At 72.0% G+C, this 24,392-nt stretch carries 26 protein-coding genes, 1 tRNA gene and 1 riboswitch; of the genes, 17 read left to right on the forward strand and 10 right to left on the reverse strand.

What is annotated here, in order from left to right:
- The first annotated feature begins 14 nt into the window (after window positions 1-14).
- Window positions 15-794 carry a phosphate ABC transporter ATP-binding protein PstB gene (pstB, locus tag ACIPEP_RS06030; protein ID WP_070417788.1) on the forward strand — a complete coding sequence of 260 codons (780 nt, stop codon included), beginning with the start codon at window positions 15-17 and terminating at the stop codon, window positions 792-794.
- Between the two features lie 368 nt (window positions 795-1,162).
- Here the strand turns inward: pstB and ACIPEP_RS06035 are convergent, their stop codons facing one another.
- The 3 genes from ACIPEP_RS06035 to ACIPEP_RS06045 all read right to left on the reverse strand — a co-directional run bounded on the left by ACIPEP_RS06035 (window position 1,163) and on the right by ACIPEP_RS06045 (window position 3,808).
- Window positions 1,163-2,044 (reverse strand): anti-sigma factor domain-containing protein, encoded by an 882-nt coding sequence (locus tag ACIPEP_RS06035; RefSeq protein ID WP_402716755.1) that lies wholly within the window; start codon window positions 2,042-2,044, stop codon window positions 1,163-1,165.
- Complete coding sequence (sigK, locus tag ACIPEP_RS06040; RefSeq protein ID WP_070417786.1) at window positions 2,041-2,640, reverse strand: ECF RNA polymerase sigma factor SigK; 600 nt, start codon at window positions 2,638-2,640, stop codon at window positions 2,041-2,043. Before sigK ends, ACIPEP_RS06035 begins: the two co-directional genes overlap by 4 nt.
- A gap of 538 nt (window positions 2,641-3,178) precedes the next feature.
- On the reverse strand, window positions 3,179-3,808 hold the full coding sequence (locus ACIPEP_RS06045) for a DNA-directed RNA polymerase subunit beta (RefSeq protein WP_070417785.1): 630 nt from the start codon (window positions 3,806-3,808) through the stop codon (window positions 3,179-3,181).
- Between the two features lie 125 nt (window positions 3,809-3,933).
- Between ACIPEP_RS06045 and ACIPEP_RS06050 the strand changes: the two genes are divergently transcribed.
- From ACIPEP_RS06050 to ACIPEP_RS06070, 5 genes are all read left to right on the forward strand, one after another.
- Window positions 3,934-4,095 (forward strand): hypothetical protein, encoded by a 162-nt coding sequence (locus ACIPEP_RS06050; RefSeq protein WP_175473634.1) that lies wholly within the window; start codon window positions 3,934-3,936, stop codon window positions 4,093-4,095.
- A 52-nt stretch (window positions 4,096-4,147) separates the two neighbouring features.
- A tRNA-Lys gene (locus ACIPEP_RS06055) sits at window positions 4,148-4,220 on the forward strand.
- 75 nt (window positions 4,221-4,295) lie between these two features.
- A complete protein-coding gene (locus ACIPEP_RS06060; RefSeq protein ID WP_070417784.1) occupies window positions 4,296-5,399 on the forward strand; it encodes an acyltransferase in 1,104 nt (367 codons plus the stop codon).
- A 63-nt stretch (window positions 5,400-5,462) separates the two neighbouring features.
- Window positions 5,463-6,272 carry an SGNH/GDSL hydrolase family protein gene (locus ACIPEP_RS06065; RefSeq protein WP_402716756.1) on the forward strand — a complete coding sequence of 270 codons (810 nt, stop codon included), beginning with the start codon at window positions 5,463-5,465 and terminating at the stop codon, window positions 6,270-6,272.
- 165 nt (window positions 6,273-6,437) lie between these two features.
- Complete coding sequence (locus ACIPEP_RS06070; protein ID WP_070417782.1) at window positions 6,438-6,758, forward strand: hypothetical protein; 321 nt, start codon at window positions 6,438-6,440, stop codon at window positions 6,756-6,758.
- 242 nt (window positions 6,759-7,000) lie between these two features.
- On the opposite strand, the gene ACIPEP_RS06075 is transcribed toward ACIPEP_RS06070, so the two are convergent.
- The gene (locus ACIPEP_RS06075) at window positions 7,001-7,933 is read right to left on the reverse strand and encodes an aldose 1-epimerase family protein (protein WP_402716757.1); all 933 of its coding nucleotides are present in this window, start codon (window positions 7,931-7,933) and stop codon (window positions 7,001-7,003) included.
- Window positions 7,930-8,808 (reverse strand): DeoR/GlpR family DNA-binding transcription regulator, encoded by an 879-nt coding sequence (locus tag ACIPEP_RS06080; protein ID WP_402716758.1) that lies wholly within the window; start codon window positions 8,806-8,808, stop codon window positions 7,930-7,932. Before ACIPEP_RS06080 ends, ACIPEP_RS06075 begins: the two co-directional genes overlap by 4 nt.
- A gap of 64 nt (window positions 8,809-8,872) precedes the next feature.
- Here ACIPEP_RS06080 and galT point away from each other — a divergent pair, with 64 nt between their 5' ends.
- Together galT and galK are read left to right on the forward strand one after the other, a co-directional pair.
- Window positions 8,873-9,982 (forward strand): galactose-1-phosphate uridylyltransferase, encoded by a 1,110-nt coding sequence (gene galT, locus ACIPEP_RS06085; protein ID WP_070417779.1) that lies wholly within the window; start codon window positions 8,873-8,875, stop codon window positions 9,980-9,982.
- The gene (gene galK, locus ACIPEP_RS06090; protein WP_071302107.1) at window positions 9,979-11,115 is read left to right on the forward strand and encodes a galactokinase; all 1,137 of its coding nucleotides are present in this window, start codon (window positions 9,979-9,981) and stop codon (window positions 11,113-11,115) included. The genes galT and galK overlap by 4 nt, the downstream gene beginning before the upstream one ends.
- Window positions 11,116-11,150: 35 nt before the next feature.
- Here galK and ACIPEP_RS06095 read toward each other — a convergent pair whose 3' ends face one another.
- The 4 genes from ACIPEP_RS06095 to glyA form a co-directional block, all read right to left on the reverse strand.
- Window positions 11,151-11,654 carry a hypothetical protein gene (locus ACIPEP_RS06095; RefSeq protein ID WP_402716759.1) on the reverse strand — a complete coding sequence of 168 codons (504 nt, stop codon included), beginning with the start codon at window positions 11,652-11,654 and terminating at the stop codon, window positions 11,151-11,153.
- A gap of 29 nt (window positions 11,655-11,683) precedes the next feature.
- Window positions 11,684-12,136 (reverse strand): hypothetical protein, encoded by a 453-nt coding sequence (locus ACIPEP_RS06100; RefSeq protein WP_402716760.1) that lies wholly within the window; start codon window positions 12,134-12,136, stop codon window positions 11,684-11,686.
- Window positions 12,137-12,343: 207 nt separating this feature from the next.
- Entirely contained in the window at window positions 12,344-13,255 is a 912-nt protein-coding gene (locus ACIPEP_RS06105) for a tetrahydrofolate dehydrogenase/cyclohydrolase catalytic domain-containing protein (RefSeq protein ID WP_261647001.1), read from the reverse strand.
- A gap of 26 nt (window positions 13,256-13,281) precedes the next feature.
- Window positions 13,282-14,565, reverse strand: coding sequence for a serine hydroxymethyltransferase (gene glyA / locus ACIPEP_RS06110; protein ID WP_302847420.1), 1,284 nt, complete (start codon window positions 14,563-14,565; stop codon window positions 13,282-13,284).
- Window positions 14,566-14,624: 59 nt separating this feature from the next.
- Window positions 14,625-14,710: riboswitch (ZMP/ZTP riboswitch) on the reverse strand.
- 37 nt (window positions 14,711-14,747) lie between these two features.
- Here glyA and clpS point away from each other — a divergent pair.
- The 8 genes from clpS to nagA all read left to right on the forward strand — a co-directional run bounded on the left by clpS (window position 14,748) and on the right by nagA (window position 21,147).
- Window positions 14,748-15,047: an ATP-dependent Clp protease adapter ClpS gene (gene clpS / locus ACIPEP_RS06115; protein WP_083403394.1), complete on the forward strand. Its 300-nt coding sequence runs from the start codon at window positions 14,748-14,750 to the stop codon at window positions 15,045-15,047.
- Window positions 15,044-15,520: a DUF2017 family protein gene (locus tag ACIPEP_RS06120; RefSeq protein ID WP_070417774.1), complete on the forward strand. Its 477-nt coding sequence runs from the start codon at window positions 15,044-15,046 to the stop codon at window positions 15,518-15,520. The genes clpS and ACIPEP_RS06120 overlap by 4 nt, the downstream gene beginning before the upstream one ends.
- Window positions 15,517-16,458 (forward strand): GNAT family N-acetyltransferase, encoded by a 942-nt coding sequence (locus ACIPEP_RS06125; RefSeq protein WP_402716761.1) that lies wholly within the window; start codon window positions 15,517-15,519, stop codon window positions 16,456-16,458. The genes ACIPEP_RS06120 and ACIPEP_RS06125 overlap by 4 nt, the downstream gene beginning before the upstream one ends.
- A 51-nt stretch (window positions 16,459-16,509) precedes the next feature.
- Window positions 16,510-16,941, forward strand: a complete 432-nt coding sequence (locus ACIPEP_RS06130) for a MarR family winged helix-turn-helix transcriptional regulator (protein ID WP_402716762.1) — start codon at window positions 16,510-16,512, stop codon at window positions 16,939-16,941.
- Window positions 16,942-17,105: 164 nt separating this feature from the next.
- Window positions 17,106-18,440, forward strand: coding sequence for an MFS transporter (locus ACIPEP_RS06135; RefSeq protein WP_402716763.1), 1,335 nt, complete (start codon window positions 17,106-17,108; stop codon window positions 18,438-18,440).
- A 244-nt stretch (window positions 18,441-18,684) separates the two neighbouring features.
- Window positions 18,685-19,572, forward strand: a complete 888-nt coding sequence (purU, locus tag ACIPEP_RS06140; protein ID WP_229085257.1) for a formyltetrahydrofolate deformylase — start codon at window positions 18,685-18,687, stop codon at window positions 19,570-19,572.
- 7 nt (window positions 19,573-19,579) lie between these two features.
- On the forward strand, window positions 19,580-19,978 hold the full coding sequence (locus tag ACIPEP_RS06145; RefSeq protein WP_083295174.1) for a YrdB family protein: 399 nt from the start codon (window positions 19,580-19,582) through the stop codon (window positions 19,976-19,978).
- Window positions 19,975-21,147, forward strand: coding sequence for an N-acetylglucosamine-6-phosphate deacetylase (gene nagA, locus ACIPEP_RS06150; RefSeq protein WP_402716764.1), 1,173 nt, complete (start codon window positions 19,975-19,977; stop codon window positions 21,145-21,147). The genes ACIPEP_RS06145 and nagA overlap by 4 nt, the downstream gene beginning before the upstream one ends.
- Before the next feature lie 12 nt (window positions 21,148-21,159).
- Here nagA and ACIPEP_RS06155 read toward each other — a convergent pair whose 3' ends face one another.
- Window positions 21,160-23,616, reverse strand: a complete 2,457-nt coding sequence (locus ACIPEP_RS06155) for a GH92 family glycosyl hydrolase (protein WP_402716765.1) — start codon at window positions 23,614-23,616, stop codon at window positions 21,160-21,162.
- A gap of 109 nt (window positions 23,617-23,725) precedes the next feature.
- On the opposite strand from ACIPEP_RS06155, the gene ACIPEP_RS06160 reads away from it, so the two are divergent.
- Complete coding sequence (locus tag ACIPEP_RS06160; protein ID WP_402716766.1) at window positions 23,726-24,391, forward strand: hypothetical protein; 666 nt, start codon at window positions 23,726-23,728, stop codon at window positions 24,389-24,391.
- Window position 24,392 lies beyond the last annotated feature (1 nt).

Consider the following 24,392-nt stretch of genomic DNA (forward strand, 5'->3'; position numbering starts at 1 on the left):
CCCGAAGGAACACAGTGTCCAAGCGCATCGAGGTCGACGGCCTCAACGTCTACTACTCGAAGTTCAAGGCGGTCGAGGGCGTCGACATGACGATCGAGCCCCGCACCGTGACTGCGTTCATCGGTCCGTCCGGCTGCGGCAAGTCCACCTTCCTCCGCACCCTGAACCGCATGCACGAGGTCATCCCGGGCGCCTACGTCGAGGGCTCGGTCAAGATCGACGGCGACGACCTGTACGGCGCGGGCGTCGACCCGGTGCTCGTCCGTCGCCAGGTCGGCATGGTGTTCCAGCGTCCGAACCCGTTCCCGACGATGTCCATCAAGGACAACGTGCTCGCGGGCGTGAAGCTCAACAACAAGCGCCTCTCCCGCTCCGAGTCGGACGACGTCGTCGAGCGGTCCCTGCAGGGCGCGAACCTCTGGAACGAGGTCAAGGACCGCCTCGACAAGCCCGGCATGGGGCTGTCCGGCGGCCAGCAGCAGCGCCTCTGCATCGCCCGTGCGATCGCGGTGCAGCCGGACGTGCTCCTCATGGACGAGCCGTGCTCGGCGCTCGACCCGATCTCGACCCTCGCGATCGAGGACCTCATCGAGGAGCTGAAGAAGGAGTACACGATCGTCATCGTGACCCACAACATGCAGCAGGCCTCGCGCGTCAGCGACAAGACGGCGTTCTTCAACATCGCCGGCACCGGTGCCCCCGGCAAGCTCATCGAGTTCGACGACACCGCGACGATGTTCTCGAACCCGTCCGTGCAGGCCACCGAGGACTACGTCTCCGGCCGCTTCGGGTGATCGTCGTCCGCCCGTCGCGCTGACGGTCGACCAGGAGGCCCGGTGTACGTCCGCCACGGACGCGCACCGGGCCTCCCGGCGTGCGCGGGGCGCCGGGCGCTCGTGCCCGTGCATGTTCCGACGTTCCACCAGTCGATCGACCGGTGGAACGTCGAACGATGCGCACGCAGACGGTGCGGGTGCATGTGTCGACGTTGCACGTGTCGATCGACGAGCGCGATGTCGGAAGATGCACGGGCAAGAACCGCCCGCGCACGCCCGCCCACGCCCCCGCCCCCGCCGCGCGACCACCACCCGCCGGGAACGACGAACTCCCCGCCCGCGGACCGTGCCACGCGAGCGGGGAGACGTGCGAACCAGTGCCCGGGTCAGGCCGAGGTGGTCGGGACCGCCATGATCGGCGTCGTCGTCGGCTGGTCCGAGCCACCGGCGGGCTCCACCGTCATGCCGATCGTCGCACCGTGCGACAGCGACCCCTTGAGGACCGCCGAGTGCACCCCGGAGGACACCCCGTCCATCAGGCCGGCAGCGTTGATCTTGCCGCCGGTGCCCTCGGAGCCGATGTACCAGAGTTCGTAGGTCTTGCCCTCCGGAGCCGCGGGGACCCCGTCGAGGATGACCGCGGACTTGCCGACCTCGTTCGACCAGACGACCGTGGCCGTCCCGCCGCCCGCGACCTTCGCGGTGCTGCGCTGGAAGTCCGACGCGGCGTAGATCTGGTCGAGTCCGCCGGACGCCTGGGTCGTGCCCGGGCCGGGCTCGTTCGAGGGCGTGAAGGACGTGCCGACGCCGAGTCCGACGCCGAGGAAGACCACGGCGACGGCGGCCGCGGCGGAGAGTGCCGCTGCCGGACGCTGGAACCAGCGACGGCGAGCCTTCTCCGAAGCCGCACCACCGGCGGACGCGAGGTCCGTGGCGGGGGCGAACCGCGCCTCCTGGCCGGCATCGCCGACCGGCGCGTCAGCGACCGGAGCGGTCGTGGCAGCCGGCTCGGACCGCGAGGGCACCGGAGCAGCCTGCGGGGTCGATGCGATCTGGGCCATCAGCGACGCCTTGAGCGACGAGGGCGGCTCGATCGGGGTGACGGCGTAGGCGAGCTGCAGCGCGGTCTCGCGCAGCGAGTCGGTCTCGGCCTGCAGCTCCGGAGAGGTGGCGAGCGCCGAGTCGAGCAGTGCCCGCTCGTCCTCCGACAGCGCGTCGAGGGCGTGTGAACCCGTCAGCAGTGCGGGGTCGTCGTGTCGTTCGGTCATGATGTCACCCCCATCTCGTCGCGGAGTCTGATCATCCCGTCACGGAGACGGGTCTTGACGGTGCCGATCGGGACACCGAGGTGGTCGGCCATCTCGCTGTGCGAGTAGCCGCCGTAGTACGCGAGTTGGACTGCCTGGCGCTGGAACTCGGTGAGCTTCGCGAGCGCCCGGCTGACGCGTTCGTGTTCGATCCGGATCTCGACCGACTCGGAGACCTGGTCGAAGCCGGCCTCGAAGTCGCGGATGCCGATCTTCGTGTCACGGTCGTGCGAGGACTGCGATGCCCGCACCCGGTCGACCGCTCGGCGGTGGGCCATGGTGAGGATCCAGCTCGCTGCGGTGCCGCGCTTGCGGTCGTAGCGGGTGGCTTGCTGCCAGACCTCGAGGAAGACCTCTTGCGTGACCTCTTCCGACTGCGCGCGGTCCCGGAGGAGCCTGGTCACGAGGCCGAGCACGCGGCCCGAGAGCACGTCGTACAGGTCGGAGAAGGCTGCCTGGTCGCCGGTCGCCACGCGGGTGAGGAGGTCGTCTGGGGACGCCTGAGCCGGCTCGGTCGAGCTCCAGCTCTCGGTGTCACTGTCCACGATGGCAAGCATTGCAGGTTTCCCTCCTCTCGGTTGCGATCTGGCTGTGAGTCCTGTCCGACCACGCGTTCGGGTCTCGTGGTCGGACAGTGGTGCAGGACATCACGAGGGCCCGCGTGACCCGCAGGGAATTGACCGCCAGGGAGCGGACCGGGTCTCGCGGGACCCTCGCTGTCGTGACCGGCTCATCGCCTGTCACGGTGATGATTCGGCACCCTCGCCCAACCGGATTGGAGCGGTTCTCATGGCTTGTCGCTGGGGCACGCTCGGGGCACGCCCGGCGTCGGTTCTGTCCACCGAGAGTGAACAGGGTCGTGTGCACGGCCGCAGTCTCGTAGAATCGATGTCGCCGGGCCGCAGCAAGCCCCGGGCTCCAAAATTCGCCGCTTCGAGCGGCCTCGCGCCGAGAGGCGCTTCTGCGGCCCGGTTCTTCTCTGCCCGCTTCGTGCGTGCGCGTTCCGTGCCCGCTTCTTGCGTGCGTGTCGCGTGTGCGGTGGGCGTCGTCGCGTTCGGGCCAGGAGGCGCGGTGCGGGTCCGCCCCGCGGCCCGCTCAGTCCAGGCTGTCGCGGCGCCAGAGCGACGCCGCCTCGGTGAGGTCGGCCGCCAGTTCCGACAGGCGCAGCGCACGCGTCGTGAGCTCGGACGCCCGGTCCCCCGCCGTGAGGTCCGCGTCGTCCGCCACCGCGGTCGCGCCCGCTGCCGTGAGCCGGCAGAACGCGGCACCACGGTCGAGCGCCACCGCGAGGTCACCCGTGTAGAGGCCGTGCAGGATCCGGTCCGCCAGCGTCAGGATCTCCGCCGGTCCGGTCGGCTGTTCGGCGCCCGCGACGGCCTGGTCGATCGTGCCGATCCGCTCCGTGCCGCGCGCGAAGAGGTACGCGATCTCCTCCGGGTTCTGCCGGATGACGGTGCGGACGAGGTAGATCCGCCACAGTGCGCCCGGGAGCGTGTGCGCCCCCACCCGCGCCCACAGCTCGGCGATGGCGTCGATGCCGTGCACGTCCGTGTAGGTCACCAGGCGCTCGACGACCGCCGGGTCCGGGTCCTGCCGCACGCGGTGGAGCAGGGCGTTCGCGGTCTCGTGCGCGACGCGGTTCACCACGGCCGGGTCCTCGCCGCCCTGGATCGCGGCGAACTCCTGGTCGGTGAAGTGGACGGGACGGTGGTGATCGCGAGGCACCGCGTCAGTGTAGGCACGGCCGGTGACGCGCCCGCCCTCCGTTCGCCCAGAACGCAACCGCTCCGTCGCGCGTACGGTGTCTGATCGGGAGGCGCTCCTCCCGCACGCGAAGGAAGAGGACTCCCATGAACCCCCTGCTCATCATCCTGGCCGTGATCGCGGTCATCCTGCTGTTCGTCGGTGGCTTCACCGCGAGCCTGAAGTTCCTGCTCTGGGTCGGCCTCGTGCTGCTCATCGTCGCGGTCGTGCTGTGGCTCGTCCGCACGCTCACCGGGCGTCGCAGCTGACCCGTCCCCTCGGTTCTTCCCAGAGGCCCTCACCCGCTAGCCTTGCGGGTGAGGGCCTCTAGCTCAGTTGGTAGAGCACCGGACTTTTAATCCGAGGGTCGTGGGTTCGAGCCCCACGGGGCCCACATCGTGTTCCGATGTCGCGCCCACCGAACGTGACCGTTCCTTGGCTTGGCCGGGCTTCCCGTAGGATCGTCGGCATGCGCGATCGCCCAACCGGCAGGATCGGCTCACTGGACGGACTCCGCGGCGTCGCTGCCGCCGTCGTCGTCGTCCACCACGCCTTCCTCTCGATCCCGACCCTCTCGGACGGCAACTACCGCCGCGACGTCCCCGACTGGGCGAGCTGGATGGTGTACTCCCCCGCCCACCTCGTGTGGGCCGGCAGCGAGGCCGTCTTCGTCTTCTTCGTGCTGAGCGGCTTCGTCCTGACCCTCCCGGCGCTCCGCCGGTCGCAGGACTGGATCGCCTACTACCCGAGCCGGCTCGTCCGCCTCTACCTGCCGGTGGTGGCGTCGATCGCACTCGCGCTCGTGTTCTTCTTCCTCGTGCCCCGGCAGGACCAGCCGCACCAGTCGTTCTGGATCAACCGGCACGCCGAGCCGTTCACCCTGCACGGGCTCGTGAACGACCTCACGCTCCTCGCTCCGACGCTCGTGAACAGCCCGCTCTGGTCGCTCACGTGGGAGGTCCTCTTCTCCCTGCTCCTGCCGCTCTTCGTCTCGATCGCCGCGGTGACCCGACGCTGGTGGTGGGTGACCGCCATCGTCGCCGTCTTCCTGTCGGCACTCGGCGAGTACGAGCACTCGAAGTGGCTGATGTACCTGCCGATGTTCCTGCTCGGCTCCGCGCTCGCGGCCGGCTGGGAGCGCCTGCCGGACGTCCCGACGCTGCTCGGCTGGGTCCTGCTCGTGGTGAGCCTGCTCGGCATCACCGTGAAGTGGTGGCTGCCGACGACGGCGTGGTGGTCCCCCGTGCTGCCCGCGATCATCCTCGCCTCGGCCGGCACGATCGTCGTGCTCGCCGGCAGGTGGTTGCCCGCCGAGCGCTTCCTGCTCGGAGCGATCCCCCGCGAGCTCGGACGGCTCTCGTTCAGCCTCTACCTCGTGCACGAACCCATCACGGTGTCCGTCGCGAACCTCCTCCCGCGTGCCCTGCCGTCCTGGCTGGTCCTCGTCGCGATCCCGATCGGCATCGGCGTCGCCTACGTGTTCTCGCGGCTCGTGGAACTGCCGGCGCACCGCTTGGCGAAGCACATCGCGAAGTCGCTCTCGAGCCGTCCACCCGTCCCGCAGGCTGTCTGACGGTTCAGCACCTCGCCGGGCGGGTGTCCGGGGGCACGGATGCTGAGCACCTACAATCCCGGTGTGGCTCGACGAACCGACGGCGGTGTGCCCGGCGGCTCCCGTCGGTCCACCGCGCAGACCAGGCGCCGACGAGCGGTCCCCGCGATCGCCCTCGGCGCCATGTGCCTCGGCATCGCCGGGCTGCTCGTCATGCTGCCCGCCGTGTCCGACGCCTGCCAGCCAGCGCCCGCGACGTCCGACTTCTCGGCTGAGCAGGTCGCGGACGCGATCGCCCCGGGCTCCGACGTCCTCATCGTCGGCGACTCGTACACGACGGGTCGCGGTTCCTACGACGACGTGCACGGGTGGGCGCAGGACCTCGTGTCCGAGCGGCAGTGGGACGCGACCATCAACGGCTACCCAGGGACCGGCTACGTGAACCCCGGCCGCGGTCGCTCCTCGCGCGCCGTCTACCTGTCCCGGATCGAGCAGCGCGCAGCACTCACGCCGGACCTCGTCATCGTCCAGGGCAGCCAGAACGACTGGCTCACCGACTCCGCCACCCTCGAGAAGACCGTCGAACGGACGCTCCGGCAGGCCGAGGTGCAGTGGCCGGACGCGGTCGTGGTGGCGATCGGCCCGTCGGCACCCCAGCCGCGCGCCGAGGCCACGACCGGCATCAACGACGCGGTGGCCGCCGGCGCCAGCGCCGTGGGCGTCCCGTACATCGACGCGATCGACGGGCAGTGGTTCACCGCGATGAACAGCGGCAGCTACGCCGCGACGGACCAGCAGCACCTCAACGACGCCGGGTACCTGTACCTCGCGGGCAAGATCGACGCCGAGCTCGAGCAGCTCGCGACGCAGCCCGACGGCGAGCAGTGCCTCTGAGCACCCGGCCGGGGTACAAGTCGTCCTCAGGAGCCTCAGGGTGGTTCCACTGCACAGTTCAGTCCGCGTTCAGCCGACTGTTGGGCTGCCGCCGATAGTGTCGTTCCCGGATCCGATCGACGGATCCTGCAGCACCGCACCATCGCAGAACGAACGGGGTACACCGTGATCGAGCCCATCGAAGCCACGCAGACCAGCACCACCGGTGACGCGCGCCGCATCGTCGAGCTCGCAGCAGCGACCAACACGACGATGAGCAACGAGCTCCTGCTCGACACGCTCCGCCGGAACGCCCAGGTCACGACCCGCCACATCCGCAAGGACTTCGTCGAGGTCGCGACCGGCACCGCGGTGCTCGGCTACGTCTGCCGGCAGCGCAAGGACTTCATCGCCCTCCGCGGCGACGACCCGGCGTGGGCGCACGAGGTGGGCCGCTACGCGAGCGAGTCCCTCGCGGTCGAGGCGCTGCGCATGCGTCGCGCCTGACCCTCCCGGACGAACGACGAAGGCCGCCCCTCCCCGGGGCGGCCTTCGTCGTGTCCGGCGCGGACCAGCGGCGGGTGCCCCACCCGCCCGCCCGAGTCTCGCCCTCGCGGACACCCTCGCGCCGCACGAGGCGCGAACGTGTAAGCAGGGCCGAGTCTCCGCTCCGCGGACACCGTCGCGGCGCGGGACACGCGAAACTGTCCGCCGGGCCGAGTCTCGGCTACGGACCGGCCGCGCCCGGCTCAGGACCAGACGCGGCGGATGCCCCAGCTGCCGGTCCAGGCCTCGTCGGGCTCGAGCCAGCGCAGCCCCTCCCCGGAGTTGAGCGCGTCGGCCGGCGCCGTCATCGGCTCCACCGCCACGGCCAGCCCGGTGCCGTCGCCACGGGGGAACTCGCGGGAGGTGAACACCTGCACGTACGGGAACGACCCGTCCTGCCAGAGTTCGACGCCGTCGCCCTCCGGCCCGTGCATCGTCGTGCGGCGGATCCCCTCGGCGTCGGGCGTGACGTCCGTGTAGGCGGTGTCGAGGTCGGCGTCACCGGCGCGGACACCGGAGCGCAGGTCGAACGGGGTGCCGTCGACCGACACGGTGCCGTTCGGGATCTTCCGCTCGTCCACGGTGAACGCCGTCGCCGCGTCGAGCCGGACGACGAGGTCCTCGGCGGGGGTGTCCCCGGCGCGGAGGTACGGGTGCGCGCCGATCGCGAACGGCGCACGCACGCCGGAGCGGTTCACGACCTCGTGCGTCACTCGGATGCCGTCGTCGACGAGCTCGTGGTGCACGCGGGTCTCGAGCGTGAAGGGCCAGCCGTGCTGCGGGTGGATCGTGGCTTCCTGCACGATGCCGGACTCGGTCTGGGAGACCACGCGGTACGGCGCGAACCGGAGCAGCCCGTGCGACGCGTTGCCGTACTTCGGCTCGGAGACGTCGAGCTGCTGCTGCTTGCCGTCGAGTTCCCACACGCCGCCGGCGACGCGGTTCGGCCACGGCGCGAGCACGATGCCGTTCGCCCCGGGTGGCTGCGACGTGACGGGGAACGGCTCGGTGAGGTCGAACCCCGCGACGCGGAGTTCCCGGATGCCGGCGGCCACCTCGGTGACGATCGCCTCGACGACCCCGTCGGGTCCGGCGTGGCGGAGGTGGTACTGGCCTCCGGTGGGAGCTGCGGTCATGAGGTACGGGTCCTTCCCGGTGCGGATGGTGCGGATCGTGCGGATGGTGCGGGTCCTGCCGGCTCGTCCGCCACGACCACCTCGACGCCGGCCGCCCGGATCGGGGCGACCTGCTCCGCCGTGGTCTCGGCGGTGACGACGACGTCGATGTCCTCGAGCGCGCGGACGACCCCGATGTGGGCCCGGCCGAACTTCGACCCGTCCGCGACCACGACCGTACGCCGAGCCGCGGCCGCGAGCATCCGCTTCGCCTCGGTCTCGGGCAGGTTCACGTTGGTGAGGCCGTGCGCGACGTCGACCCCGGTGCCACCGAGGAACACGAGGTCCGCGGCGATCATCGGCAGCAGCGTGCCGTTGAACGGCGCCACGAGGGAGTGCTGCAGCGGACGGAGCGTCCCCCCGGTGACGATGACGGTGAAGCGCGGGACGGCGGCCTCGAGCACGAGCGCGGTCGTCAGCGAGTTCGTGACCACCGTGACGTCGACGAGGTCCTCGCGGGCGACCAGTGCCGTCGCCACGGCGGCGGGCGTGGTGCCGACGTCGAGCACGACGCACTGCCCGGAGCGCACGAGCGCCGCCGCGGCGCGGCCGATGGCGGCCTTGGCCACCTGGTGCTCGACGGCGGTCTCCTCGAAGGGGCGCTCGGTGGAACCGGCCCCGAGGCGGACGGCACCGCCGCGGACCCGCCGGATCCGCGCCTCCTGGTCGAGCAGGGAGAGGTCCTGCCGGACGGTCACCTCGCTGGTGCCCAGGGCCGCTGCCAGGGCGGCCGTTCGGACGAGTCCGGGCGCGCCCTCGACGATCGAGACGATGCGGTCCTGCCGCAGCGGCGCGGGGAGCGCGCCGGCCAGGAAGGAGAGGTCGTCGTCCGTCATGCCACCAGTTTCGCGTGCTTACGAACACTTTCGCAATGCTTCGTGGAGCCGCTAGGGTTGTGCGGTGATCACCAAGCGCGTGACGAAGCTCGCGGACGGACGCGACCTCTTCTACTTCGACGACGCCGACTCGACGCTGCCCGCAGAACGCAGTATCGACCAGCGTGTCCTCGACCCGCGGCCGGAGACGGCGCGCATGCGGCAGGACGTCCTCACGGGCGAGTGGGTGTCCATCGCGGCGAGCCGGCAGAACCGCGTGTTCCTGCCGCCGGCCGACCAGGACCCGCTCGCGCCGCAGTCGGCGGAGAACCCCTCCGAGATCCCGAGCCGGTACGACGTCGCGGTGTTCGAGAACCGATCCCCGTCCTTCGGCCCGATGCTCGCCGGACCCGACGGGGCGGACGACGCCCCGCCGTCGCTCGACTCCCTGACCGAGGTCGGGCTGAACCGGCAGTTCCGGAGCGTCGGGCGGTGCGAGGTCGTCTGCTTCTCGCCCGCGACCGAGGGCTCCTTCGCGTCGATCTCCGAGTCACGCGCCCGCACCGTGGTCGAGGCGTGGGCGGACCGCACGGCGGCGCTGTCTGAGATGCCCGGCATCCAGCAGGTCTTCCCGTTCGAGAACCGGGGCGAGGCCATCGGCGTCACGCTCCACCACCCGCACGGGCAGATCTACGCCTACCCCTACGTCACCCCGCGAACCCAGCGCCTGCTCGAGAGCATCGAGCGGTTCGGGCCGGACCTGTTCGAGCAGCACCTCGCGAACGAGCGCGCCTCCGACCGGGTCGTCCTCGCCGGTGAGCACTTCACCGCCTTCGTGCCCTTCGCCGCACGCTGGCCCATCGAGATCCACATGCTCCCGCACCGGCACGTCCCCGACTTCGCCGGGCTCACCGACGCCGAGAAGGACGAGCTGGCGCACATGCACCTGCGACTCACCCGCGGGATCGACAAGCTCTACGACGACCCGACGCCCTACATCGCCGCGTGGCACCAGGCGCCGGTGCACACCGGGCGCGACACCGTGCGGCTCATGCTCCAGATCACGTCCCCGCGACGCGCGGCGGACAAGCTCAAGTTCCTGGCCGGCAGCGAAGCCGCCATGGGCGCGTGGATCGGGGACCTCGTCCCCGAGAAGGCGGCCGAGTTCATCCGAGGAGGGATCGAACGCGCATGACGTTCCAGCAGGTCTACGGGTACGAGCCCGCGGTGCGGTACTCCGCGCCCGGCCGGGTCAACCTCATCGGCGAGCACACCGACTACAACGACGGGTACGTGCTGCCCTTCGCCATCGACCGTCGCACGACCGCCTCGATCGCGCCCCGGGACGACCGGCAGCTGCGCGTCGCGTCGGCGTTCGACGCGGGCACCGTCGTCGAGCTCTCCCTCGACGAGCTCGCGCCCGAGCGCATGGACGGCTGGTCGGCGTACGTCCTCGGCATCGCGTGGGCACTCCGCGAGCAGGCGGGCGCGGACCTCACCGGCAAGACCGGCTTCGACGTCTTCATCGAGTCGGACGTCCCGGTCGGTGCCGGGCTCTCGTCGAGCGCCGCGATCGAGTGCGGCGTCGCACTCGCCTTCAACGACCTGTGGGAGCTCGGGCTCGACCGGAAGACCCTGGCCCGGGTCGGCCAGTACTCCGAGAACCACGCCGTCGGCGCCCCCACCGGGATCATGGACCAGTCCGCGTCGCTGCTCGGGGAGCAGGACGCGGTCGTCTTCCTCGACTGCCGCACGCTCGACACCGCCGTGGTCGACCTGGCGCTCGAGGCGAACGGGCTCGAGGTCCTCGTCGTCGACACCCGTGTCGAGCACGCGCACGCCACCGGCGGCTACAAGGCCCGTCGCGCGTCGTGCGAGCACGGTGCGGCCGTGATGGGCGTCGAGGCGCTCCGCGACCTGTCGGTCGACGACCTGCCCCGCGCGCAGGAACTCCTCGACGACGAGACCTTCCGCCGTGTCCGGCACGTCGTGACCGAGGACCAGCGCGTCCTCGACACCGTCCGCACGCTGCGCGAGCACGGGCCGCGGGCGATCGGGTCCCTGCTGGTCGCGTCGCACGAGTCGATGCGGGACGACTTCGAGATCTCGGTGCCGGAGCTCGACCTCGCGGTCGCGACCGCGATGGAGCACGGTGCGGTGGGCGCGCGGATGACCGGTGGCGGCTTCGGTGGTGCAGCGATCGCGTTGGTCGACCAGGAGGCGCGGCAGACGATCGCAGACGCGGTCACCGCCGCCTTCGCCGCGGCCGGGTACCGCGAGCCGACGGTGTTCACGGTGCACGCCGCGCAGGGCGCCCGTCGCGACTGACGCGCCGGGTCCCGCGGGCCGACCGGGGCCGCGGGTCAGCGGGTCGCGTGCCCCGTGGTGACGGTCACGCCGCCCCACGGGAAGCCGTGCGGGTGCAGAACCTCGTGGTCGATCTGGTCCATCACGACGTGCCCCTGCCACACGGTGTAGATCAGCACGCCGACCACGACGACCACCGGCGCGGCCAGGTACGCCGCGAACCGGACGACGTCGCCGAGCGATCGCTTGCCGAACCGCGCGAGCATCGGCGGCAGGAACACCCCGACGACGACCACGAGGAGCAGGACGGCGATCGCGGCCGGCGCCGTGTGTCCCTCGACGTGCACGGTGGGCGGCGCACTCGACAGCGGGTTGCCGGCGTTGTCGATCCAGTGCCCGTCGCCGTCCGTCCCGCCGTACTCCGACGAGGCGGACCACATCGTGAGCGTCGGGTACGACAGGAGCGCGACGGCCCCGATCAGCACGAGGCCCCGCGCTCGCGGTCGCAGCCTCCGTCCGGCGTGCGCCATCACGGGCGCGGTCTGCACGTTCTCCCCCATGTTCGAGACCGTAGCACTGCGGTCGACGCTCACGGCGCGCCCTCGAGTCGCTGGATCGACCACGAGACGTCGCCGATCGTGAACGGGTGCAGGTCGCCGTGCGCGACGGCCCAGTACACCCACTGCCACTGCACGATGAACAGCACCCACACCAGCACGGTCACCCCGACCACCCCGGCCAGACCGAGCGCGAGCACGCGGTCCTGGTCCCACCGTTCGGCACCGCGCCGAGCGACCCCGACGACGAAGCCGGCCACCGCGAAGCCGACCGTGAGGAGCACCCACCCGATCCACGGCCGGGCCTCGAACTGCACGAAGCCGAGTTCGTGCACGTCCGTGCTGCCGGGCAGTCGCGGCTGAGCGGACCAGTTCTGTCCGAGGACCTGCAGGAACAGGCACAGCAGCGTGATCCAGACGAGCTTGCGGGCGTCCTTCGTGAAGAGCGACTCGCGTGCCCGGGGCTCCGCGGCGGAGGTGGTCATGCTCGAACGGTAGCGCGGTGCCGGCCGCGGCAGAAGCGCCCGTCCGGGGCACGCCCCGTGCCCGGCCACCTCGGGCCCGCGCGGACGTGGCGGCGCCGACCCGCGCCTCCCGACCGTGCTTCGTGAGCAGAAATGGTCGGGTTCCACGACAGGACCCGACCATTTCTGCTCACGAAGCAAGCGGCGCGGCGCGGCGCGCGACGCGCGCTAGTGCAGGTGGCGCTCGGCGGCCTCGACCACGTTCTTCATCAGCATCGCGCGGGTCATCGGGCCGACACCGCCGGGCGTCGGCGACAGGAAGCCCGCCACCGAGGCGACCGCGGGGTCGACGTCGCCCCGGAGGCGAGCCTTGCCCGTCTCCGGGGAGACCACGCGACTGATGCCGACGTCGATGACCGCGGCACCGGGCTTCACCCAGTCCGGCTGCACGAGCCCCGCGACACCGGCCGCGGCGACGATGATGTCCGCGCGGCGGCACTCGGCGGCGACGTCCTCGGTGAGGGAGTGGGTGAGGGTCGCGGTGGCCTCGAGCCGGGTGAGGAGCAGCCCGAGTGGACGACCGACCGTGAGCCCCTGGCCGATGATCGTGACGTGCTGGCCCCGGATCGGGACGTCGTACGCCTCGAGCATCGCGACGATGCCGCGCGGGGTGCACGGCAGGGGTGCGTCGATCGTGCCGGCACCGCCCGGGACGGCGAGCACGAGCTCACCGAGGTTGGTCGGGTGCAGGCCGTCGGCGTCCTTCGCCGGGTTCATCAGCTCGAGCATCGGGATCGGGTCGATCCCCTGCGGCAGCGGGAGCTGCACGATGAACGCGGTGACCCGGGGGTCGTCGTTCATCTGCAGGATCGCTGCCCGGATGTCGGCGGCCGACGCGGTCTCGGGCAGGTCGATGCGGACCGAGTCGAGCCCGATCTGCGCCGAGTCGCGGTGCTTGCCCGCGACGTAGGACACCGAGCCCGCGTTCTGGCCGACCATGATCGTGCCGAGCCCGGGGCGGAACCCGTGGTCGTGCAGCCGGTCGATGCGGACCTTCAGGTCGTCGAGCGTGCGGGCGGCGAGGGCGGTGCCGTCGATGCGGACGGCACTGCCCTCACCCGCCCAGCGCTCGCGCGGCAGCGGCGCGGGCGACGGGGCGGCGCCGCTCACGCGTAGAGCGGGAACGCGTCGGTCAGGGCCTTGACCCGGGCCGAGAGCGCGTCGATGTCGGGGTTCGGCATGAGGGTCAGCGCGATGATGTCCGCGACCTCGGTGAACTCCGCGTCGCCGAAGCCACGGGTGGCCAGCGCCGAGGTGCCGATGCGGACACCCGAGGTGACCATCGGCGGGCGCGGGTCGAACGGCACGGAGTTGCGGTTCACGGTGATGCCGACCTCGTGCAGGAGGTCCTCGGCCTGCTTGCCGTCGACCTCGGACGTGCGGAGGTCCACGAGCACGAGGTGCACGTCGGTGCCACCGGTGAGGACGTCGATGCCCGCAGCCTTCGCGTCGTCGGCCGTCAGCCGTGCGGCGAGCGCCTGTGCACCGCGGATCGTGCGCTCCTGGCGCTCCTTGAACTCCGGGGTGGCTGCGAGCAGGAACGCGGTGGCCTTGGCGGCGATCACGTGCATGAGCGGACCGCCCTGCTGGCCCGGGAACACGGCCGAGTTGAGCTTCTTGAAGAGCGACTCGTCGTTGGACAGGATGATGCCGGAGCGGGGACCGCCGAGGGTCTTGTGCACCGTCGAGGACACCACGTGGGCGTGCGGCACCGGGGACGGGTGCAGGCCGGCGGCGACGAGACCGGCGAAGTGCGCCATGTCCACCCAGAGCTTCGCGCCGACCTCGTCCGCGATCTCGCGGAACTTCGCGAAGTCGAGCTGGCGCGGGTAGGCCGACCAACCGGCGATGAGGACCTTCGGCTGGTGCTCGATGGCCTTCGCGCGGATGTCGTCGTAGTCGACCTCGAACGTCTCCGGGTCGACGCCGTACGCGACGGCGTTGTAGATGCGGCCGGAGAAGTTGAGCTTCATGCCGTGGGTCAGGTGACCGCCGTGCGCGAGCTCGAGGCCGAGGATGGTGTCGCCGGCGGACGCGATGGCGTGCAGGACGGCCGCGTTCGCGGTCGCACCCGAGTGCGGCTGGACGTTGGCGTACTCGGCGCCGAAGAGGGCCTTCGCGCGGTCGATGGCGAGCTGCTCGGCGACGTCGACGTACTCGCAGCCGCCGTAGTAGCGCTTGCCCGGGTAGCCCTCGGCGTACTTGTTGGTGAGCACGGAGCCCTGCGACTCGAGGACGGCGCGCGGCACGAAGTTCTCCGACGCGATCATCTCGAGGGTGTCGCGCTGGCGGCCGAGCTCCTGCTCGAGGACGCGGGCGATCTCGGGGTCGACCTCGTTCAGCGGGGCGTTGAAGGCGGTGTTGGTGGCCGCGGGGGGCAGATCGGTGATGGACACGGGACTCCTCGTTGTCTGTTCCGTCGCGCACGCGCACGACGAGGTGGACGGGTGGGCGCGGCCCAGGCGTACGGCCGCGCACCGTGTCAGGTGTCGCTCCCCGATGGTGACCCATCCAACGCCAGTCGCGACCCCCCGATCGTACCGAGCGAGCAGGTTCGTGTCACCCTGGGTGCATGACCCTGTTGACGCCCGACGTGGACGAGCGCACCGACGCCCGCACGAGCGTGCGACCGGACACGCCGTGGGTCGCCGTCGTGTGGGACGACCCGGTGAACCTCATGTCCTACGTGACCTACGTCTTCCAGCAGTACTTCGGCTTCCCACGGGCGAAGGCGGAGCGACTCATGCGCCAGGTGAACGACGAGGGACGCGCGATCGTCGCGACCGGCCCCCGCGAAGCGATGGAGGCCCACGTCGAGGCCATGCACGGGTACGGGCTGCAGGCCTCGGTGGACAGGGCGCCCGCTCCGTGATCCCGTTCGTCCGCCGTGCCGACGGCGTGCACCTCGCCATGTCCTCCGGCGAGCGCGGCGTGCTCACGTCGCTGACCGAACAGCTGCAGCAGGTGCTCGACGGGGACCTCGCATCCGACCCGGTCGCGGCGCGGATGTTCCCGGACGCCTACCGCGACGACGCCGAGGCGAGCGCGGAGTTCCGGCGGTGGACCGAGTCGGACCTGGTGGCGAGGAAGACCGAGAACGCCCGGGCCGTGCACGCGTGGCTCACCGGGGCACGGGACGGCGCCTTCGAGACCTCGGACGAGCAGGCCTGGCTGCGCTGCCTGACGGACCTGCGGCTGACGATCGCGGACCGGCTGGGGATCGTGGACTCCGCCACGGAGGAGCAGTCGTACACCGCCGACGCGGGCGTCGGCCTGCGGGACGTCTACGACTGGCTCGGGTACGTGCAGGAACACCTGGTCGAGACCCTGACCGGTCCGCGGTGAGCGTCGCCTTCCGCCCCGTCGACGGTGACGACCTGGAGGCGCTGCTCGCCTTCTCGACGGACGAACCGGTCGCGTGGATCGGTGCGGACCGGTACCGGGCCGAGTCCGCCACGGGGAACTACCGCCCGGAGTGGTCGTGGCTGGCCCTGCGGGACGGTCGCCCCGTCGGCCGTGCGCTCTGGTGGGGCGGCGCGGACGCCACGGCACCGTCGACACTCGACGACCTGCTCATCGCACCGGGGTCGTCCGACCCCGACGAGCGCCGGGAGATCGCCGCCGGACTCATCGCCGCCGGGGCCGCCGCGTTCAATTCGCTGCCGGAGTGGATCGTCGACGTCGCGGTGGACTGGCACACGGACGACGACGCCGTCGCGGCCGTGCGGTGGCGGACGGAAGCGGCCCGTGCCGCCGGACTCGGACGGATGACCGAGCGGGTCAGCGTCGCGCTCGAACAGCCGGGCGCTCCCGCGACGGGGTCGGTGTCGACGCTGGCCCTGCGGTTCCGCGGCGGCGACGACGCCGAGTTCGTGGACCTCTTCGCGCGCGTCGCGGTCGGGAGCCTCGATGCACACACGCTGGCCTCCGTCGCCGAACTGGGCTCGCGGGGTGCGGCCGCCGACGACCTCGCGTTCTACCGGTCGCTGCCCGGATCACGGGACGGGTGGCGGATCGCCCTCGACGCGGAGGGGCTCGTCGTCGGCTTCGTCATCGCGACCCGGACGGCGTACGACGCGGCCGTCAGCTCCATCGGCGTCCTGCCGCAGCACCGGGGGCGCGGCATCGTCGACGGGCTGCTGGCCGAGGCGGTCCGGGTGCACGCCGCTGCCGGTGCACCGCGGGTGGTCGGGACGACGGACGCGACGAACACCCCGATGCGTCGGGCGTTCGAGCGTGCGGGGTTCGTGGTGACGAAGCGGCGGATCGTCTTCGAGCCTTGAGTTCAGAAGGCAGCCTTGCAAGTTCGCCTGTCGAAGTAGTACCGTGACGGTATGGAATCGGACGGTGACGGCTCGGACGTGCTCGCCGGTGCGCTGCTGACGCTGTACGGCAAGATCCGCCGCACGACCCTGGTCGGCAAGGTCGACGACGTCACGGCCTCGCAGTCCGCCGCACTCGGTCGGCTCGTCCGCGACGGCTCGACCACGACCGCCGAACTCGCCCGCGCCGAGGGCGTCCGGCCGCAGTCGATGGGCGCGACCGTCCAGGCGCTCGAGGACCTCGGCCTCGTCACCCGCACGCAGGACCCGACCGACGGGCGCCGGACCATCGTCGCCGCGACCGACGCCGGCCGCACCGCCCGCGACGAGTCCCACCGCGCCCGGACCCGCCTGCTCGCCGAGCGCCTCGCGACGCTCGACCCCGACGATCGTGCCACGGTCGCCCGCTCCCTCCGCATCCTCGAACCCCTCGTCGAACCGTGACCACCAGGAGGGGCGACCCGCGTCGACCGACGCGAGCCGCGCCTCCTGGCCGTCACGACGCGACCCCCTCGCAAAGGCAGCCGACCACGTCCACCGCAACCGCGTCCACACCCGTCTCCCCGTCGACCGGCCCCGGCAGCAGCGGCTTCGGCCCGAAGCTCCTCGTGCCGGTCCTGGTCGGACCGCTGCTCAACCCGATCAACACGACGATGGTGTCGGTCGCCCTCGCGCCGATCTCCCGCGACCTCGGGATCGGTGCCGCGCAGGCGATCTGGCTCGTCGCGGCGCTGTACCTCGCGAGCGCCATCGCGCAGCCGACGATGGGCAAGCTCGCCGACCGGTTCGGTCCGAAGAAGGTGTTCCTGACCGGACTCGTCATCGTCGGGGTCGCCGGGATCGTGCCCGAGTTCCTGACCGGCTTCGGCGGCGCGGTGTTCGCGCGCGTGCTGATCGGCATCGGGACCTCGTCGGCGTACCCGGCCGCGCTGACGACCCTGCGCCAGCACTCCGCCCGCATCGGGAAGCCCACCCCGCCGCTCGTGCTCGGTGCGCTGTCGATCACGTCGCTCGTGTCCGCCGCCGCCGGGCCGCCCCTCGGCGGAGCGCTCATCGCCGCGTTCGGGTGGCACGCGATCTTCCTCGTGAACGTCCCGCTCGCCGCCTTCGGGATCGTCGTCTCCGCGCTGTGGCTGCCGTCCGACAGGCTCCGGCCGCGGACCGACGAGGACCTGCCCGTCCTCACCGCCCTCGACCCGTTCGGGATGCTGCTCATGACCGGCTTCGTGTCGGCGCTGCTCGTGTTCCTGCTCGACCTGTCCGCCGGACTCTGGTGGCTGCTCGGCACGGCGGTCGTGCTGCTCGTCGCGCTCGTGCTCTGGGAGCTCCGCGCCGTGCGGCCCTTCGTCGACGTGCGGATGCTCGCCCGGAACGGTGCCCTCTCGCGCACGTACATGCGGCTGTTCCTCGTGTACCTGCTGGCGTACACGATGACCTACGGCTTCTCGCAGTGGGTGCAGGACGTCGCGGGGTACTCGAGCGACGTCGCCGGGTACATGCAGCTGCCCGCCGCGATCGTCGCCGGGGTCGCGTCGTTCCTCATCGCCCGGAAGACCGCCGTGCGGGGGCCGCTCATCGTCGCGGCCGTGGTGCCGATCGTCGGCGGGCTGCTCCTCCTGCTGCTCCACACCGGGTCGCCGGTGTTCCTGCTCGTCCTCGCGCCGGCGCTGTTCGGCGTGCCGCAGGCCCTGGCGTCCGTGTCGAACCAGGCGGCGCTCTACCGAGTCGTGCCCGCGGAGTACATCGGCACGGCGGCGGGGCTGTCCCGGACGAGCGTGTACATCGGGGCGATCGGGGCGTCCTCGCTGATCGGCGGGGTGTTCGGCCAGGCCCCGACGACGCCGGACCTGCACGTGCTGGCGTGGGTGATCGTGGGGGTCGCGGTGCTGTTGAGCGTCCTGACGATCGCCGACCGGGCGTTGTCGCGGCCGCTCCCGCGCTGACGCCGCGGGCGGAGCGCGCCCGGCCGGCCGACCGCCGGCCAGACGCACGCACAACCAAAGTCACGTCGAACCGCGCAATCGTCCGGTTCGACGTGACTTTGGTTGTGCGCGCCCGCCGGCGCCGCCGCCCGGCGGCGCCGGAGCCGCCGGGGCCGCCGCGCCCGCGCGACCGCCGGCGGGCCGCAGCCCGACCGGCGCGCCCGCGCCGCGCCTCCCGACAGCCCGATCCCGGTACCCTGATCCGGTGACCGACCCGACCGCTCCGACCGCCCCGAGCGAGCAGACCCCCACGCACTGGACCCTCACGCTGGTCTGCGACGACCAGCCCGGGATCGTGCACGCCGTCTCCGGAGCCGTCGTCGCCGCGAGCGGGAACATCACCGAGTCGCAGCAGTTCTCGAGCGTCGACACGAACACGTTCTTCATGCGCCTCCAGGTCATGGCCCCCGTCGACCGCACCACGTTCGAGGCCGCGCTCGCCCCCGTCGCCGAGCGCTACGACGCCCGCGTCCAGCTCGACGTCGTCGGCCGGCCGCTCCGCACCCTCGTCCTCGTGTCGAAGGCCGGACACTGCCTGAACGACCTGCTGTACCGGCAGCGCGGCGGACAGCTCCCGATCGAGGTGCCGCTCGTGCTCTCGAACCACGCGGACCTCTCCGAGCTCGCGTCGTTCTACTCCGTGCCGTTCGAGCACCGGCCGGTGACCGACGCCGCGAGCAAGCAGGAGATGGAGCGCCGGGTGCTGCAGGCGGTCGAGGAGCACGACATCGAGCTCGTCGTCCTCGCCCGGTACATGCAGATCCTCTCGCCGGAGCTGTGCGCCGCCCTCGAGGGCCGCGCGGTGAACATCCACCACTCGTTCCTGCCGGGCTTCAAGGGCGCCAACCCCTACCGGCAGGCGCACGCCCGCGGGGTCAAGCTCATCGGGGCGACGGCGCACTTCGTGACGAGCGACCTCGACGAGGGCCCGATCATCGAGCAGAACGTCGTCCGCGTGGACCACACGAAGGACCCCGCCGAGCTGGTCTCGATCGGCCAGGACGAAGAGTCCCGCACGCTCACCCAGGCGGTGCGCTGGATCGCCGAGGACCGTGTCCTCCTCGACGGCGCCCGCACCATCATCTTCAAGTAGGCACCGCATGTCAGCACCGCAGTCCCCCGTCGATTGGGGCGACACCCCGGACCCGCACGCCATCCGCCCGCGGAGGCTCGACGGCTGGACGGTGCTCCGCATCCTGGTGTGCGCCTTCGGCCTGGTCTCGCTGGCGTACTGGGGCTACATCGCGTGGCCGTTCCCGATGCCCGGCATCCTGTTCATGATCGGCGCGCCGGTGTTCGCCGCGGTGGTCTGGTACCTGTTCCGGTCGCAGGCGTCGCCGATCGAGACCGACATCGTCGGCAAGACCATCGTCGAGGTCGCCCTCGTGATCGCGGCCGGCGGGTGCTGGATCTCGATCGGGCACCCGGTGGTGGGGCTGGTCTTCATCCTCGTGGCGGCCCTGTCGGGCGTGGTGCAGTTCCGCAAGGAGACCCGGTGAACGTCGGCGGCTCCGGCGGCCAGGAGGCGCGGCGCACGCTGATCCGGTCGACCCACGTGGTCGACGCGGCCGGCTCCACGGCGGACGGCTGGGTCCTCGTCGTCGGTGACACCATCCACGCGGTCGGCTCCGGCCCCGAGGCACCTGCGGCGACCTCGGTGCACGAGGTCGTGGACCTCGGCGACGCCGTCCTGACGCCCGGCTTCATCGACCTGCACGGCCACGGCGGCGGCGGCACCGCGTACGAGGACGATTCGATCGCAGCCGCGCTCGAGGTCCACCGCTCGCACGGCACGACCCGCTCGGTCCTGTCCCTCGTCGCGAACCCGGTGAGGGCGCTGACCGCCTCGCTCGACCGCATCCGCACGGTGATGGCCGACGACCCGCTCGTGCTCGGCGTCCACCTCGAGGGACCCTTCCTCTCCCCGCACAACAAGGGTGCTCACAACGAGTCGTTCCTGGTCGACCCGGCGCCCGGTCCGGTCGCGGACCTGCTCGAGGCCGGCGAGGGCGTCGTGCGCCAGGTCACCATCGCGCCGGAGCTCGCCGGCGCCCTCGACGCGACCGAACGATTCGTCGCCGCGGGCGTCACCGTCGCCGTCGGCCACACGGTCGGCACGTACGACCAGGCCCGGGCAGCGTTCGACGCCGGGGCGACCCTGCTCACGCACGCGTTCAACGCCATGCCGGGCATCCACCACCGGGCTCCCGGGCCGATCGCGGCCGCCGTGGCCGACGACCGCGTGACGCTCGAGCTCATCCTCGACGGCGTGCACGTGCACCCGTCCGTGGCGTCGATGCTGCTGCGTGCGGCACCGGGCCGCGTCGCCCTCATCACCGACGCCATGGGTGCTGCCGGTGCGGCCGACGGCTCGTACACGCTCGGGTCCCTCGCCGTGACCGTGACGGACGGGATCGCGCACGTGGCGGGGACGGACACCATCGCGGGGTCGACGCTGACGCAGGACGTGGCGCTGCGGAACGCGGTGACCCTCGCGGGACAGACGCTGCCGGACGCCGTGGCGGCGCTGACCAGCGTGCCGGCGGCGGCGCTGGGGCTCGGCGACCGGCTGGGTCGGCTCGCGCCGGGGTACGCCGCCGACCTCGTGGCGTTGTCGCCGTCGTTCGAGGTCCGCCGCGTCTGGGGTGCCGGGCGGCCGCTCCGCTGATCGCCGCGGTGCCTACCGGTCGACCGGCCGCCCCCGTGCCCCGCTCGCCCACGACGTGTCCGCCGTGTCCCCGACCCGCAGCGACAGCGTCCCACCGCGGGTCACGAACGACGCCGGCACCCAGGACCTCTCGAGCGTCCGGCCGTCCAGGCGTGCACCGTGGACGTACGGCGCCGTGCCGGAGGACCGGACGACGATCCGCTCCCCGCTCGACCGCCGGATGTCGACCGTGCTGAACGTCGGGCTGCCGATGAGCATCTCCGCGCGCCCCGGCGTCTGCGGGAACAACCCGATCGACGCGAAGACGTACCAGGCGCTCATCGTGCCGAGGTCGTCGTTGCCCGGCAGCCCGCTCGGCCCGGTCGTGTAGGCGTCGTCGACGACCCGACGCACGGTCTCCTGCGTCTTCCACGGCTTGCCGAGCGCGTTGTACATCCACGGCGTGTGGATGTCGGGCTCGTTGGTCGGGTCGAACTTGGTGGGGTCGCCACCGGTCACCGCGAACGCGCCGGAGCTGTCGTGGAAGAAGGCGTCCAGGCGAGCCGCAGCCGCGTCGTCACCGCCCAGCGCGGTCGACAGTCCGTGCACGTCCTGCGGCACGAGCCACGTGTACTGCGCACTCGTCCCCTGCGCGAACCCGGTGCCGGTCGAGGGCGACCAGTCCGGCGTCCACGATCCGTCGGCCTGGCGAGCGGCCTGGTACCCGACGGCCGGGTTGAAGGTGTTCTTCCAGTAGGTCCCGCGCTCCGCGAACATCCGGGCGTCCGAGCGCAGCCCCAGCGACGAGGCCCAGTACCCGAGCGCACTGTCGGAGATCGAGTCCTCGAGGGTCTCGGCAGCGCCACCCCAGCACGAGCAGTCGTCGTTCGCCGCGTACTGCCGCTGCAGGTACTCGTCGAGCGCCGGTCGCTGCGCCAGGCACTGGCCCGGGCAGCCGATGTCACTCTCGGCGTCGGCGTTCTCGACGGTCGCCTGGTGCTTCAGCGAGGCGTAGGCGGCCCGCACGTCGAAGTTCCGCACACCCATGGCGTACCAGGTGGCGAGGGTCGCGGCCGAGGGGTCGCCGGTCATGACGTGCGTCGGCGCACCGAGGTGGAGCCAGCGGTCCCACACCCCGCCGTTCTGCTCGGCGAACCGCAGCATCGACTGCGCCATGTCCCCGGCGACGTCCGGTCGCAGCAGGGCGAGCAGCTGGATCTGCGCCCGGTACTGGTCCCACCCGGAGTACGTGCCGTAGACGGCCCGGTGTCCCCGGTCCATCCGGTGCACCCGCTGGTCCGGCCCCAGGTAGCGGCCGTCGCGGTCGTTCAGCGTGTTCGGCTGCATGAGCGCGTGGTACACGGACGTGTAGAGCTGGGTGGTCCGGTCCGCCGTGCCGCCACCGACGCGCAGGCGTGACAGTTCGCGGTTCCAGGAGGCGCGGGTGCCGGCCGCCACGCTGGCGACGGTCGAGCGCGGGGTCACCTCGCCGTCGCGGTTCGCGACGGCTCCTGCGGCGCTCACGTACGAGATGCCGATCTTCGCGTGCACCGTCGCACCGCGACGCGCGTCGAACCCGACCCACGCGCCGGAGCCGCGTCCGGCACGGTCGGCGCCGGTCAGGTACCCCTCCCCGCCGGAGGAGGACGTGCCTCCTGGCTGGACCGTGCCGTCCTGCCAGGTGCCGGTGCTCGTGAACGCCCGGTCGAAGGTCGCCGTGAAGAACAGGCGGTAGTAGCTGCGGCGGTCGGGGTTCGTGGCCCCGCCCCCGTTCGCTCGGCGGCTGCAGAAGCCGCCGGTCAGGACGCTGCCGCTGACCGTGCGGGTCCGTGCGTCGACGCGGGTGGTCGCCGCCTCGCTGCCGTTGATCGAGTTCGACGTGCGGAAGAGCAGGTTCGCGTCCTTGCCGGCCGGGAACGCGAACTCGCCGATGCCGGCGCGCGTGGTGACGGCGAGGTCGGTGCGGACGCCGTTGTCGAGGCGGACCGTGTAGCGGCCGGGGCTCGCGGACTCGTCGTCGTGCGAGTAGCCGGCGGCGTAGACCGCGTCGGTGGAGTCCGCCGACGGCGAGGTCGTGACCGGTGTGGTGACGGGCATGATCGGCACGTCACCGGCGGCCCCCGGCGCGCAGCCCGCACCGTTGAGGTGCGTCAGGCTGAACCCCCGCAGTCGGTCGACGTCGTACGAGTAGCCGTTCGCGACCGGGGTCGAGGTCTGGTCGCCCGCGGTGCCGGTGGGGCTCCACTGGAGCATGCCGAACGGAGCGGTCGCGCCGGGCCAGGTGTTGCCGTCGCCGCTCGTGCCGATGAACGGGTCGACGTACCGGGCGGGGTCGGAGACGGTCCGGGCGGCCTGCCCTGCCTGCCCGGACGGCGAGGCGGCCGCCGGCGCGGCGACCATCCCCGTCCCGAGCAGCGCGGCGATCGTGGCCACCGCGGCGAGCGGTAGCGGGCGGAGGAGCGGGCGACGGTGCACGCGGGAACGGTTCACGCCCGCGACGCTAGACCCCTCGGACGGGGGACGCGCGATCGGTCACCGAGCGCTCTCCTGCTGTTCACGTCGATCGGTCGTCCCGCCCGCGCCTGCTTGGATGGACGCCATGCACCACGGGGACGAGCACGCGCCGGGCGGTCGACGGCGCCCACCGCGGGCGATCGTCCTCGTGATGGCCGAGTACGGCGTCGGGGACTCGCCGCTCTGGTACCGCGGATCCTCCGAGGACGTCGGCCTCGTCGATCCGGACGCGGACGGCCTCGGCCTCAGCGCTGCCCTGCGGCACGACCTCGAGGCGTGGAACGACGTGTTCGACGCGCTGAGCGGGACGTCGTTCGAGTGGCCCTCGGCCGCCGTCCGTGACGCCCACCGGGTCGACGCGTTCACGCTCGCGAGCAGGGTGCAGCTCGAACTCGGCGACGGTGTCCACGTCTGGTGCGGCGCCGGCGGCGGGATCGACACCTTCCCGGTCGCGCACCCCGTCGTGGTGGCGCCCGCCGACCGCGTCGGCACCGAGGTCGAGTCCTGGAACGGCCGCCGCCGCGCCGAGATCATGTCCGCGCGCGCCGCCGAGCTCCGCGAGGGCACCGCGCGCGCGATCGTCGGGTGGCGCGCGCTGACCGAGCGGGCCGGGGGTCCGTTCGGTGACGCGGGGACCCGAGCACTGGGACTCCGCACGGCAGCACGCATGCAGGGCGACGTCGGCGTCCGGGCGCAGGTGGTGTCCTTCGCGGGCGCGAGCGGACCGTACACCCTCGCCGACGTCGACTGAG

The organism is Curtobacterium sp. NPDC087082 (genome assembly GCF_044745045.1).
Classification (GTDB): domain Bacteria; phylum Actinomycetota; class Actinomycetes; order Actinomycetales; family Microbacteriaceae; genus Curtobacterium.

Bases quoted from the DNA above. Each gene is read 5' to 3' on its own strand.
- ACIPEP_RS06035 (WP_402716755.1), bottom strand. From the start codon at position 2,044: ATGACCGAACGACACGACGACCCCGCACTGCTGACGGGTTCACACGCC.
- sigK (WP_070417786.1), bottom strand. From the start codon at position 2,640: ATGCTTGCCATCGTGGACAGTGACACCGAGAGCTGGAGCTCGACCGAG.
- ACIPEP_RS06050 (WP_175473634.1), top strand. From the start codon at position 3,934: ATGAACCCCCTGCTCATCATCCTGGCCGTGATCGCGGTCATCCTGCTG.
- ACIPEP_RS06060 (WP_070417784.1), top strand. From the start codon at position 4,296: ATGCGCGATCGCCCAACCGGCAGGATCGGCTCACTGGACGGACTCCGC.
- ACIPEP_RS06075 (WP_402716757.1), bottom strand. From the start codon at position 7,933: ATGACCGCAGCTCCCACCGGAGGCCAGTACCACCTCCGCCACGCCGGA.
- ACIPEP_RS06080 (WP_402716758.1), bottom strand. From the start codon at position 8,808: ATGACGGACGACGACCTCTCCTTCCTGGCCGGCGCGCTCCCCGCGCCG.
- galK (WP_071302107.1), top strand. From the start codon at position 9,979: ATGACGTTCCAGCAGGTCTACGGGTACGAGCCCGCGGTGCGGTACTCC.
- ACIPEP_RS06095 (WP_402716759.1), bottom strand. From the start codon at position 11,654: ATGGGGGAGAACGTGCAGACCGCGCCCGTGATGGCGCACGCCGGACGG.
- ACIPEP_RS06100 (WP_402716760.1), bottom strand. From the start codon at position 12,136: ATGACCACCTCCGCCGCGGAGCCCCGGGCACGCGAGTCGCTCTTCACG.
- clpS (WP_083403394.1), top strand. From the start codon at position 14,748: ATGACCCTGTTGACGCCCGACGTGGACGAGCGCACCGACGCCCGCACG.
- ACIPEP_RS06130 (WP_402716762.1), top strand. From the start codon at position 16,510: ATGGAATCGGACGGTGACGGCTCGGACGTGCTCGCCGGTGCGCTGCTG.
- ACIPEP_RS06145 (WP_083295174.1), top strand. From the start codon at position 19,580: ATGTCAGCACCGCAGTCCCCCGTCGATTGGGGCGACACCCCGGACCCG.
- ACIPEP_RS06160 (WP_402716766.1), top strand. From the start codon at position 23,726: ATGCACCACGGGGACGAGCACGCGCCGGGCGGTCGACGGCGCCCACCG.